The organism is Cerasicoccus maritimus (assembly GCA_031296935.1).
GTDB lineage: Bacteria > Verrucomicrobiota > Verrucomicrobiia > Opitutales > Cerasicoccaceae > Cerasicoccus > Cerasicoccus maritimus.
In genome coordinates this window covers 1-12,907 of record JAVDPD010000001.1, presented here as the reverse complement: position 1 = coordinate 12,907, position 12,907 = coordinate 1, and the positions used below count along the sequence as shown (strand labels likewise).

The following is a 12,907-nucleotide window of genomic DNA, read 5'->3' as shown; positions in this document are numbered from 1 at the left end:
GCAAACTTGCATACCGCCCCCGGTCACTCTAATACGTATCATCATAGACCATGCGCTTCCTAGCCCCGATAACATTAATCCTCCTCCTCAACATTAGTCTTCAGGCCGAGCCAATTGAAATGCCGCTGTGCTATGAGCAAGAGAAGCCCGTGAAGGGATTGCACATCATGAATGGTCCAGAGTTCGAATTGAGACGCGACGAATTGGGTAGGCCTCATTTTACTATCACACTAGTTAATTTTTACGCTGATGACTTATTCCTTCAGGTAGGCGAACAAAGTTTCAGCTATGATTTCGAGGGAGAAAAGCCAACCACCGCCTATCCCGAATTTCCAGACCCCCAGCAATTCATCCTACTCACGGCCAGCACTTGGACCGAGAACAACGAAAGCGAATGCGGCTACAAAATCGTTCCACAGATGGACAGTATAGGACTCCTGACTTTTTACCCACCGGAGTCTTGGCTCAAGCACCTTGGCGATGAGGTAACGATTCAATTCCCCCTTCATGGCGTACGACGATCCGATGGACGTCCGTTCTCCGCCAAAACCCGCCCCATTACAATGAAGCTCATTGGCGGCGATTTGCTCACGCACTAGTCTCGATAGGCATCTCCAAGCCGTCCAGTTCTCCCCAACTCTCGCCTTGCCAATAGTTTGCAAGAGCCTCAGGATTGGCGGTCACTTTACCATCTCACTATTTGATGAAGCTACTTTTGCGACAAAAGGTTGCGGGTCTGGCGATCTTTTCGGCCCTCTTGCCAGTGCTAGGCCTGGCTATCCTTATTGCTGCGCAGGATAAGAAGAGCACGCGCACCATCGAGGCCGAAATCGACGCGATCATCAGCAACAACCTGAACCACGCCGTCATAGATATTTACGGCCTGTGTCGCGTGGCGAATAACCTCATCCAGCTTCAGGTAAACCGCACGCTCGGCGTCGCAGATTTCGTCCTCGAGGACAATGGCGGCCTCCACTTTGGCGACGAGAAAATCATTTGGCAGGCCACCAACCAATACACGCAGGAAACCAAGGCGGTCGGCCTGCCGCAGATGTTCGTCGGCGATACTCCGATCACACCCAACACCAGTTTTTCCGAGCCCTCCCCCGTCGTGGATCAAGTGAAGGACCTCGTGGGCGGCACCTGCACGATCTTCCAGCGCATCAACGCCGAGGGCGACATGCTCCGCGTGGCGACCAATGTGGAAAACGCCAACGCCCACCGCGCTGTGGGCACCTACATCCCGGCCATCAACACCGACGGCGAGCCCAACCCCGTCATCCACCGCGTCGTCAACGAGCGCGCCGTTTACGAAGGCCCGGCCTACGTCGTCAACCGCTGGTATCTCACCGCTTACCGCCCGATTTTTGATGACAGCGGCTACGTCGTCGGCATGCTTTATGTGGGCGTCCGCCGCGATGAAGCCGCCTCGCTCAAGAAAGCCATTTACGACGCCGAGATCGGTCCCAACGGTTACAGCTGGGTCATGTATGGCAAAGACCAGGCCCGCGCTGGCGAGTTTATTTTAACTGGCGAAGCCTTCCCTCATGGCAAAAATATTAATGACATCATCGACGCCAAGGGTCAGCGCTTCTTCGAACAGATCCGCGAAGACGCGCTTGCCAAGGCGGAGCAACGCAGCGGTGCCACCGGCTCCAAATCCGTCATGTGGGAGGACGTTCAGGGCAAGGAACACAAGCTCGAGATCAAATATGTTTACTTCAAACCGTGGGACTGGGTGCTCGGCGTTACCGCGCTCGCCGAGGACTTCTCAGAGCCGCATAAGCAGATCGCCAAAGTCTTCGACGAGATATTTTTCGCGACACTCTTTGGAGCAATCGTCCTGCTCATTTTTATCTTCTTCATGGCCACTTGGATGGGCGGCATCATTGCCCGGCCCATCTCATTCCTCACCAGCATTGCCCGACACGTGGCCGACGGCGAACTGGCCGACGCCCAGCAGGAAATGAACGATTGCTGCCAAAGCCGACGCGACCTGTCCAAGGCCCGTGATGAAACCGGCGATCTCTTTCGGGCAATCCAGCGTATGATTGGCAACCTCCAGCAACTCGTCGTTGAAATGAAGGGTGCCTCTGGCCAGCTGACCAGCTCTGCCGAAGATATCAATACCAACGCCCAACAGCAGGTCAGCGCCGCGCAAGACTTCAGTTCCTCCAGCACACAGATCGCGGCCGCCGTGCGGGAAATTTCCACCACTTCGGTCGAGCTCACGCAGACCATGAAAAAGGCCACGACCAGCGCCCGCCAAACTGCGGAAGTCGCCGGCGAAGGCCGCAGCCACCTCGACGGCATGCGCGACGGCGTCACAGATCTCTCCGTGGCCACGCAGTCGGTCTCGGGCAAGTTGTCGATCATCGCCGAGAAGGCCAACAACATCAACAACGTCGTCACTACGATCGCCAAGGTCGCCGACCAGACCAATCTGCTCTCGCTCAATGCGGCCATCGAGGCCGAAAAGGCGGGCGAGTTTGGCCTCGGATTTGCCGTTGTCGCGCGGGAGATCCGCCGCCTGGCTGACCAGACGGCCGTGGCCACGCTCGACATCGAGCAAATGGTCAAGGAGATGCAATCCAGCGTGAATGCCGGCGTCATGGAGATGGACAAGTTTAACGAAGCCGTCCGCACCGGCGTGGAAACCGTCAACCGCCTCAGCGGGCAGATGGAAAACATCATCATCGAAGTCGAGGCGCTCACGCCACGCTTCGAATCCGTACAGGAAGGCATGGAAGCGCAGACCCAGGGCGCTGAGCAAATTTCCGACGCCATCGCCTCACTTAATGCCGCCGCGCAACAAACCAAGGTTGCGCTGGAGGGCTTCCAGGGCGCCGCGGGCAAACTCAATTTAGCGGTCACTGCCGTCAATGGCGGCATCGCCCGATTTAAAACCGAAGACGATCAGGGCAACGCCCCTGAATCCAACGCCAAACCATCATGAGCCTACGCACGAAGATCCTCGTTTACGTGCTGCTGCCGGTCATCCTGACGGCTGGCAGTGTGGCGGTCTATAACATCTACCGCGGCCACACGCGCATGCTCGAGAAGGACCAACAACTGATGACGGACGACATCGCGCAAATCGCCCTGCGCATCGAGCAAGCCAATCTTAAGGCCGTCACCGTCTCTCGCACCATCGCCAATGCTCAGGAGAGCGGCATGTTTGGCCTGCGCAACGAATCCGTGGCTCTGCTGCGCCGTGTCCTCGAAGCCAACCCTGCATTCGTCGGCGTCTCCATTGGCTATGAACCAAACGCCGACGGGAATGACGCCGAGTTTCTCGCCAGCTTCGAACACCCTCCCAACTGGATCGGCGAAGACGGGCGCTTCATCCCTTACTGGTTCCGCGACCTCACCGACGGCGGACGCATCAAGTCCGAGATCCTTGTGGAAATGGACAGCAGCCTTTACTACCAGGGCGTGCGTCAAGCGCTCACCAAAAACCCCGACCTAAAATACCTGGTCACCGAACCCTACATTTACAATGACCTCAACCTGATCGTCGAGCAGATGGCGCCCATCGTCATCGATGGCCGCTTTCAGGGTGTCGTTGGCATCGACCGTGCGCTGGACACCCTTAGCGACACGCTCGAAGACCTCAAGCCCTACCAGGGAGCCGAGCTCTACCTGATCAGCAGCCGAGGTCGCATCATTGCCACCACCCTCGGTGACCAATATCGCACCATGCCCATCGATCGCTTTTACGTGCAACGCGGCAAGGACAACGGCCGCGTGATGCTCGACCTCTTCGAGAAAAGCCCCGACGGCAAGCTAGAGTTTAACAGCGAACGCGGCATCCGCCTCCAGGACGAGGGTGTCGACCAAGTTTACCGCACACTCTTCGACCGCATTTCGCAAACCCGGCAGGATAGCCCGTCTATCATTTTCGACGACCCATTAACCGGCAAGCAGTCCTTCCTTACCAGCGCCTTCATTCCCACTGGTGGCTGGCGCATCGCCATGACCGTCCCCGAAAGCGTGGTCACCGGCCCGACTTGGGAAGACATCAAGCGCGCCATCATCGTGGGCTTGATCGGCGTCCTCACGGTGCTGCTGGTCATCGTCATTTTCGCCAACCGCTTCAGCGCGCGCATCCAGCAGGCCAACGACCTCGCTCAAGCCGTCGCCGAGGGCAACCTCACGCACGAAGTAGAAGTCCTCACCAACGACGAAACTGGCCAACTCCTCAAAGCCATTGAGCTCATGGTCGACAACCTGAATCAGCTCCTGTTGCAGGTCAAAAACTCCACGATTCAACTCGTCTCGACGGCCACGCGCATCAGCGGCGCCTCCAAAAGCCAGGAGGTCACGATTCAGGATTTCGGAGCCTCCACCCAGCAAATCGCTTCAGCGGTGAATCAGATTTCCGCCACCTCGCGTGAGCTGCTCGACACCATGCGCGACGTCGCCGGCTCCGCCAGTGACACTGGCTCCATCGCCGAAGACGGCCGCCGCCAGCTCATGGATATGTCCGCCTCGATGGACAACCTGTCCTCGGCCACGAGCTCCATTGCGGCCAAACTCGCCGTGATCAGCGAGAAGGCCAACAACATCACCAAGGTCGTCACGACCATTGGCAAAGTTTCCGAGCAGACGAACCTGCTCTCGCTCAATGCCGCGATCGAGGCCGAGAAGGCTGGCGAACACGGACAGGGCTTCTCCGTCGTCGCCCGCGAAATCCGCCGCCTCGCCCACCAGACTGCCAACGCCACGGTCAACATCGATTCGATGGTCAACGAGATGCAGGCCGCGGTCAGCTCCGGCGTCATGGAGATGGATAAGTTCAACGAGTCCGTCCGCCACGGCGTGGAAGAAGTGGGCGACCTCGGCGAACGTCTCGACGAGATCATCACCGGCGTGCAGAGCATTGCGCCGCGCTTTGCCTCCGTGAGCGAAGGCATGGAGGCGCAGACCCAGGGCGCGCAGCAAATCAGCGAAGCCATGACGAGCCTGCGCGACGGCGCCGCTCGCACTGCCGAATCCCTCAAGGAATTTGACGAAGCCACCCGTGCGCTCCACACCGCGGTCAACGGCCTGCGCCGCGAAGTCTCCCGCTTTAAGGTGAAGGAAAAGTCGTCCAGTGGTATGACCAACATGCCCTTCCCGATGCGCGCCGCCGCGGCCTCAGCCGCCCGCAGCCCATTTCCGCCATCAACCACCGAGGGCAAGCCCGCGCCCGAGCGCAAGCCAATCCTCACCAAGGCGCCGTTCCCCGGCCGCGCCCCCTTCCCCCCGCGAAAGGAGGATAAGAAGTAACCCATGCTCAACGTGATGTTCCATCTGGGCGACCAGTGTTTTGCGATCGACGCCGAGCGCGTGGAAATCGTGATCCCCGCCCTACCGCTCAAGCCAGTGCCCGGCGCGCCGGCCTACGTGGGTGGTCGCTTTGAGTATCGCGGGCGAGTCATCCCCGTTATTGATCTAGGGCAGCTCATCCTCAAGCAGCCGATTTCACCTGGCCTCAGCTCGCGGTATTTGCTCATTTCATATCCCAAGAAAAACGGCGATACGGCGCTGTTAGGCCTCTGGGCCGAACGCGTCACCGAGACCCTCGAAGTGCCGGACGACTTCCTCGCCGAGAGCGGCGTCACCCCGCCCGACGCCCAATACCTCGGCCGCATCTTTACCGCCAAAGACGGCCAAATCGTCCAATGCATCGAGCCTGCCGACATCCTGTCCGCCGAGGTGCGCGACCTTCTCTTTAACGACAACTCCACCACGCCCGCTCCGTGAAATTGCCCCACCGCATAACGCAGGATCTGCGCGAACAATTCGGACTCGACGAAAGCGTGTTCCGCGGCGGGAGCCTAAACAGCGTCGTGCGTCAGCGCATGGAGGCCACCGGCATCTTCGAGTTGGAAGAATACTTTTCGCACCTGCTGCGCTCACATGAAGAATTCCTCGCCTTTGCCGACGAGCTGCTCGTGCCCGAGTCCTGGTTCTTCCGTGACGGCAAGCCCTTCCAATTCCTCACCGAATGGGCTCGCAAAACGTGGCGCCCGAAAAACCCCGGCGAGCAACTACGCATCCTCAGCGTGCCTTGTGCGACCGGCCAGGAGCCCTACTCCATCGCCATCTCACTACTCGATGCTGGCTTTGCACCGCAAAGTTTCCGCATCGAAGCGGGCGACTTGAGCCTGCGCTTCCTCGAAGACGCGCGGCGCGGCGAGTTTCGTCCTATGGCCTTCCGCGGTGGTTTGGCCGACCAATACGCCCATTATTTTGAAGACGCCGACGAAGGCCGACGCCGCGTCAAAAGCGAAGTCCGCGAGCACGTCAATTTCCGCCAGCGCAACTTGCTGGCGCCGGACTTCCTCATGGGCGAGCGCCCGTTTGACGTCATTTTCTGCCGCAATGTGCTGATTTATTTCTGCGCGCAGTCCCGCGCCCGCGCCGTGGCTGGCCTCATGCGCGGCCTCGCGCCCGGTGGGGTAATCTTTGCCGGGCATGCCGACGCTCTGGGCGCGATCACGCAGGACATGAAGCCTGTCGGCCCCACCGGCGCGTTCTGTTTCGAGCGTCGCCCGGTCGAGCCCGCGGTCAAGCGCGCTCCCGGCGCCCGTGGTTCCGTGCTGGCCAACCTCGATGTAACGCGCAAAGCCACAGCCCGCAAACCCGCCCCGCGGAAACAGGCCGAGCCAGCCACCCAAGCGCCGTCCAAGGCGACCCCTGAAGACCAGTGGGTGCAGGTCCGCACACTCGCCAACAGCGGGCGCCTCCAGGAAGCGGAAAAGATTGCCAGCGAACTCATTGGCCAAACCCCACCTGTCGCCGACGCATTTTGCACGCTGGGGGAAATTTACATCGGCCTGCGCGATTACAAAAAAGCCGAACCACTGCTCCGCCGCGCGGTTTACCTCGACGCCCGTCATGCACAGTCGCTCTTTCACTTGGCGCTGCTCGCTGAGCGACGCGGAGACCACACCGGCGCCGAGCGCCTGCGCAAGCGCGCCCGCAACGCCGACAAGCCCAAGGAGGTGAAAGCATGAGCGAAGATGATTTCGAAATGGACGAGCAAGACCGTGAAGCCATGCTCCGCCTGCTCGACCGCGAGCCGCCCGAAGGCTACCTGGCCGACTGGCAAAACCGCCTTCGTGATAAGGAAGACGAGCAAGAGCGCGAAACCCAGGGTGTGCTGGTCTTCCGCCTGTTCGACGAATGGCTCGCGCTGGAAGCTGGCATCGTCAAGGAGATCACTGCCGACGCCACGATCCACCGCATTCCGCAGCGCACGAACGACGTCCTGCGCGGCCTCGTGAATGTCCGCGGTGAGCTGCAGCTCTGCGTCTCGTTGCACGCCCTGCTCACACTGGAAAACACCGGTGGCGAAAACATTCTCTCCCGCCGCGTGCACCCGCGCATGATCGTGATCCAGGGGCCGGACGGGCCGTTTGTTTTCCGCGCCGACGAGGCCTACGGCGTCCACGCGCTGGAGAAATGCAACCTGCAGGACTCCCCCGTAACAATCAGCAAAGCCATGGCCACCTTTACCCGCGGCCTCTTCATTTTGCGCGAACAAAAAGTCGGCCTGCTCGACCACGAACTCATCTTCCACAGCCTGAAAACCAAATACCTGTGAGCGACGAATCCCAGAGCTTCCCGATGCTCGACCTCTACCAGCAAGAGGTCGAAACGCAAGGCGCTGCGCTCAACGAAGGGCTCGTCGCGTGGGAGTCCGACCCCGCCTCGGCCGACATCGATGGCCTCATGCGCGCCGCGCACTCGCTTAAGGGCGCCGCGCGAATCGTGGGCCTCGACCTCGTGGGCAAAGTCGCACACCAGCTCGAAGACTTGATGGTCGCCGCCGGCAAAGGCGAGGTCACCCTCGGCGCTGACCAGCTCGACTGGCTCTTCAACGCTGTGGACATCCTCGTCGAATCCGGATCGCAGTCGGAGGATAAAATGGCTGATTGGCTCAAGGACAACGCCGCCTGGGCGGACGAAGTTTGCAAGGGTCTCGCAAAAATTCAGGCCGAGGGCGGAGTCGCTGAAGCACCTCCAGCCTCGACCACAACAGCCGTGGACGCACCAGCGCCCAAGCCCACCGCAAAGCCGGCCAAGGTCATCAAACCGCCCAAGCAGACGCCCGATCTTTCCATGATCGATCTCTACCGCATGGAGGCAGAGCAGCAAGTGGGCGAGCTGAAAAACGGCCTCGACAGCTTCGATACAGCCTCCGCTCAGGAGTCCGACATGGAGCCGCTCATGCGCGCTGCCCACTCGATGAAAGGCGCCGCGAGGATCGTCGGCCTCATGGCTGCTGTCGAAATCGCCAAGGGCATCGAAGACGCGTTCAACGCCGCGATGAAGGGCGACATCAAACTCGCCCCCGAGCACATTGAAAACTTTACCCGCGCCGCGACTTTCCTGACGGAGTTTTCAGCCGCCGCCGATGAAGCCTTGGCTGACTGGCCGGAAAAGCACGCCGAGGATTATTCGGCGATCATGGACGACCTACAGCGCACGCTCGCGGGCGAAACACTGCTCTCCGCCGCCCCTGAGCCCGAGCCCGAGCCTGCGCCGCCCCCCCCCGCCTCACCTGAGCCGACAGTCGCTCCAGCAACACCTGCTCCCAGCAAGCCTGCTCGCCACGAACGCACGAAGCCAGCCACTGCTGAGCCCGAGAAAAAGACCGACAGCGTGGTCCGCGTATCCGCCGACAGCCTAAACCGCCTAATGGGACTCGCTGCGGAAACCGTTGTCGAGACGAGCCAGCTGGAAAATTTTCGCGATACCCTGCTTCGCCTCAAGGAAGCACAGAGCGAGCTGAGTAACCGCATCGACGCCAGCGAGCGCATCCTGGACCGCATGGAGCTCGACCCCGAGTCCCGCGTGCACTTCGAGCAGGTTCGCCAATCCGGCGAGCGAGCGCTAGGCCTGGTTCGCGAACAGCTGGAGCATTTCGACGCCTTTGCCCGCCGCAACACGCTGCTCTCCGACCGGCTTTACCGCGAGGTGCTCGCCAGCCGCATGCGCCCGTTTAACGACGGTGTGCAGGGCTTCCCCCGCATGGTGCGCGACGTCGCGCGGACGCTCGGCAAGCAGGTGCGTTTTGACATCGAGGGCAAGGACACGCCGGTCGACCGCGACATCCTCGAACGCCTCGAAGCGCCCCTCAACCACATCCTCCGCAACGCCTGCGACCACGGCCTCGAAATGCCCGAGGACCGCACCGCCGCGGGCAAAGACCCGACCGGCTCGCTGACTCTCAGCGCCCGCCACAGCGCCGGCATGCTCGTCGTCGAAGTCAAAGACAACGGCCGCGGCATCGACTGCGATAAGCTGCGCCAAAAGGTCGTCGAAAAGCATTTTGCCACCCAGGAAATGGTCGCCCAAATGAGCGAGGAAGAGGTGCTGGAATTCCTGTTCCTCCCCGGTTTCTCGACCGCGGGCAAGGTCACCGAAATTTCCGGTCGCGGCGTTGGCTTGGACGTCGTCCAAAACCTGATGCAGCAGATCGGCGGGCAGGCGCGCATCCACACGCAGGTCGGCGTCGGCACGACGTTCCACCTGCAAGTGCCGATCACGCGGTCCGTCATTCGCGCGCTGTTGGCCGAGATCGATGGCGAGCCCTACGCCTTCCCGCTGAGCCGCATTGCGCGCACGCTGCGCATGGATTACAAGGATCTCAAGATGGTCGAGAACCGCCAGTATTTCGAGATGGAGGGGCACAACGTCGGCCTGGCCCCGGCGCGCTCAGCTCTCGGTTTTGCCGGCGCGATCAACACCACTACGCCGGACTTGGATATAGTCGTTGTCAACGACCGCAACCAGCCCTATGGCATCGAGGTGGACCGCCTTATTGGCGAGGCCGACCTTGTAGTCCGCCCGTTGGACAAGCGTCTCGGCAAGGTGCCGGGCGTCAGCTCCGCTTCGCTGATGGAAAACGGCGAGCCGATTTTAATCCTCGATGTGGAGGACCTCATTGCCTCCATCGACAAACTGCTCTCCGGCGGCGCGCGCCTCGAAACCAAGCGCGGCGAAGCCGTGGCCAACGCCAGCAACCGCAAGCGTATCCTCGTGGTTGACGACTCCATTACCGTGCGCGAGACCGAGCGCCAACTCCTCGAAAATGCGGGCTACGCCGTGGAGGTCGCCGTGGATGGCGCCGATGGCTGGAACGCCGTCCGCCTGGGCGAGTTCGACCTCGTCGTGAGCGACATCGACATGCCGCGCATGAACGGCTATGAGTTCGTTTCCAAGATTCGCGGTGACAACCGTCTGGAGAATTTGCCCGTAATCGTCGTCTCTTATAAAGACCGCGAAGAAGACCGCCTGAAGGGCCTCGAAGCCGGTGCCGATTACTACCTGACGAAGAGTTCCTTCCAGGACGACACCTTCATCCAGGCCGTCCGCGACCTAATTGATTAGCCCAAGAGCCCTTCCCTGATATTCCTCGTCATACCGCTGCTAACTTTCGCGAACCGCGCAAGGTAATTTCTGGCCTGTTTCCGCCTGCCAATTTTTCCCCGAATAAAAGTTCGCCCGCCGTTAAGTCGTTGATACAAATGGTCGTAGTATTTCCTGCTCATGCGCATCGGCCTCGTCAACGATATGAATCTCGCCCTCGAGTGTTTACGCCGGGTGGTGGAGTCCAGCGGTGAACACACGGTGGCGTGGACGGCGGAAAACGGACAGCAAGCCGTGGATTATTGCCAGGCGGATTTGCCCGACCTAGTGTTGATGGACCTCGTGATGCCGATCATGAACGGCGCCGAAGCAACCCACGAAATCATGGCCGCCACCCCGGTGCCAATCCTCGTCGTCACGGCCTCGATGGGAACCAATGGCGACCTCGTTTACGAAGCAATGGGCTACGGCGCACTAGACGCCACGGTGACGCCCACCCTTGGGCCTGGCGGCAATCTCGACGGCGCCCAGCCACTACTCGAGAAAATCCAGCGCCTCGGCCTCATCTCCGGTAAAACCCAGCCCAGCTACAGCACCGGCCTCACGCGCCCGGCCTTTCCGATCAACCGCAAAAGCGCCTTTGACCGACCGCCTTTCATCGCGATTGGCTCCTCGACCGGCGGCCCACAAGCTCTGGCCAATGTGCTCAGCCATTTCGACGCAGATTTTCCCGGCGTTATCGGCATCGTCCAGCATGTGGACCCACAGTTTGCGCCCGGCATGGCCGAGTGGCTCAACGCACGATGCGCACTAAATGTCCAACTGGCTCAACACGGCCAACACCCCGAACCGGGCAATGTCTACATGGCCGGGCACGACGCACACATGCGCATTCGGACGGGAGGCGTTTTCGAATTTACCGTCGAGCCCACGCACCTCGTCAACCGCCCGTCGGTCGATGTCTTTTTCAAAAGTCTGGCCTCACATTGGCCCAAACCCGGCGTGGCCATGATCCTCACTGGCATGGGGCGCGACGGCGCGGAAGGCCTCAAAATGCTCCGAGAACGCGGCTGGCGCACCATCGCACAGGACCAGGAAAGTAGCGTGGTCTACGGCATGCCTAAAGCCGCAGTCGAGATCGACGCCGCCCACGAAACTCTCCCCATCGACTTGATCGGCCCCACCGCCCTCAACCGCCTAGCTCAAATGAGCGACCACTGAGCTGCGGACTGCACAGCAGCCGGATTCCCGCATGGCGGAGAGGCCATTCCAGATCGCGAAAAGGAGCGGCCAGCAAAGGAAGCGCTGGCCACTACCAGCGAAAATTAAAGCGTGAAGTCACCGGTAACGATAACCTTGCCGTCACGACTGCCCGCTTGAGCGGCTTCGAAGGCTTGCTTACCATCGGCCAGGGCATACTTACCGGCAATCGTCATGTTGAACACACCCTTGCGAATCAGCTCGTGGATCTCGTGCTGCATTTCGCCGCGTTGTTCGGCGGTGGCGTTGCGGCCCCAGCGGTCCATCCAGAAGCCCCGCAGCGAAACATCGTCGAAGATCAGGTTACGCGTGGGGAAGCGAACCTTGTCGCCCACCATACCGCCAAAGGTGACGACCACACCACTCTCGGCCATGCAGCGAATCATTTTGATCACGCTGTCGCCACCGATCGAGTTGAGGCCCAGCTTGGGCTTTGCGCCGCCAGTAAGCGCACCAAACTGCTTAAAGAAGTCCTCGCCATCTGCGAGCACTACATCCGCGCCCATTGCCTTGAGCGGACCTTCCCATTTCGCCACATCGCGCACGAGGTTAATCGAGTGCAGACCGAGCTCCTTGGCCAGGCCGATGGCGCATTGGCCAACGGCGGAGTTCGCTGCGTTCTGGATGATCCAGTCACCAGGCTTGAGGTCGACAAAGTCCTTCAGGATGCGGTAAGCGGTCGGCGGGTTGATGAACGCCATGCAGGCCTGCTCCACGGGTAGATCGGCCGGAGCTTTTTCAAAATCATCGGCATTGGCGCAAAGCGCGTCCACGAGCACGCTTTCCTCTGGCATCCTCACACGGTCGCCGATGCTCAGACGCTTCACACCTTCGCCCACGGCCAGGACTTCACCCACGCCTTCGCGGCCGGCAACTGCTGGCAGATCGCGTAAGCGGCCATAGCTGCCACCGATCATGCCGAGATCGGATGGGTGCAGCACAGCTGCGCGCAGAGCGACAAGCGCCTCTCCCGGCCCAGGCTGACCAAGCTCCAAGGTGTCAAGCTGGAGCACATCAGCGGGCTTACCGGTTTCATGATATCGCAGGGCTTTAATTTCCATAAGCACAGCTAAACATGCGCCACCCTGGAATGCAAAAATGAAATGCAAAAACCCCCGCCTATTAACGTGAATGTTACCCGCTAGAAGCTGACATCCGGCCAATCGCCCCTCACCAGCCTACCGACAGCTAAACTTATGCAAGCCCTAGCAGCCTGTCGGCTTTAAGAGTTTCCTAAAAAAGCTTTGTCTGTCGAGGAGTTGGTCGCTGCGTGGTCTATTGG

The 12,907-nt window shown here is 60.4% G+C and carries 9 protein-coding genes; 8 read left to right on the top strand and 1 reads right to left on the bottom strand.

All coding sequences use genetic code 11. The features are described 5' to 3' along the window. Window positions 1-50: 50 nt before the first annotated feature. The 8 genes from RBB62_RS00045 to cheB all read left to right on the top strand — a co-directional run bounded on the left by RBB62_RS00045 (window position 51) and on the right by cheB (window position 11,586). On the top strand, window positions 51-599 hold the full coding sequence (locus RBB62_RS00045) for a hypothetical protein (RefSeq protein WP_309395790.1): 549 nt from the start codon (window positions 51-53) through the stop codon (window positions 597-599). 104 nt (window positions 600-703) lie between these two features. Then, window positions 704-2,956: a methyl-accepting chemotaxis protein gene (locus RBB62_RS00040; RefSeq protein WP_309395788.1), complete on the top strand. Its 2,253-nt coding sequence runs from the start codon at window positions 704-706 to the stop codon at window positions 2,954-2,956. Then, on the top strand, window positions 2,953-5,271 hold the full coding sequence (locus tag RBB62_RS00035; RefSeq protein WP_309395786.1) for a methyl-accepting chemotaxis protein: 2,319 nt from the start codon (window positions 2,953-2,955) through the stop codon (window positions 5,269-5,271). Before RBB62_RS00040 ends, RBB62_RS00035 begins: the two co-directional genes overlap by 4 nt. Before the next feature lie 3 nt (window positions 5,272-5,274). Then, the gene (locus tag RBB62_RS00030) at window positions 5,275-5,748 is read left to right on the top strand and encodes a chemotaxis protein CheW (protein ID WP_309395784.1); all 474 of its coding nucleotides are present in this window, start codon (window positions 5,275-5,277) and stop codon (window positions 5,746-5,748) included. After that, a complete protein-coding gene (locus tag RBB62_RS00025; RefSeq protein ID WP_309395781.1) occupies window positions 5,745-7,004 on the top strand; it encodes a CheR family methyltransferase in 1,260 nt (419 codons plus the stop codon). The genes RBB62_RS00030 and RBB62_RS00025 overlap by 4 nt, the downstream gene beginning before the upstream one ends. Next, window positions 7,001-7,594, top strand: coding sequence for a chemotaxis protein CheW (locus RBB62_RS00020; protein ID WP_309395778.1), 594 nt, complete (start codon window positions 7,001-7,003; stop codon window positions 7,592-7,594). Before RBB62_RS00025 ends, RBB62_RS00020 begins: the two co-directional genes overlap by 4 nt. Further along, window positions 7,591-10,386, top strand: a complete 2,796-nt coding sequence (locus RBB62_RS00015; RefSeq protein WP_309395776.1) for a hybrid sensor histidine kinase/response regulator — start codon at window positions 7,591-7,593, stop codon at window positions 10,384-10,386. Before RBB62_RS00020 ends, RBB62_RS00015 begins: the two co-directional genes overlap by 4 nt. 159 nt (window positions 10,387-10,545) lie before the next feature. After that, complete coding sequence (gene cheB, locus RBB62_RS00010) at window positions 10,546-11,586, top strand: chemotaxis response regulator protein-glutamate methylesterase (protein WP_309395774.1); 1,041 nt, start codon at window positions 10,546-10,548, stop codon at window positions 11,584-11,586. A 104-nt stretch (window positions 11,587-11,690) separates the two neighbouring features. On the opposite strand, the gene RBB62_RS00005 is transcribed toward cheB, so the two are convergent. Continuing rightward, on the bottom strand, window positions 11,691-12,686 hold the full coding sequence (locus RBB62_RS00005) for an MDR family NADPH-dependent oxidoreductase (protein WP_309395772.1): 996 nt from the start codon (window positions 12,684-12,686) through the stop codon (window positions 11,691-11,693). Window positions 12,687-12,907 lie beyond the last annotated feature (221 nt).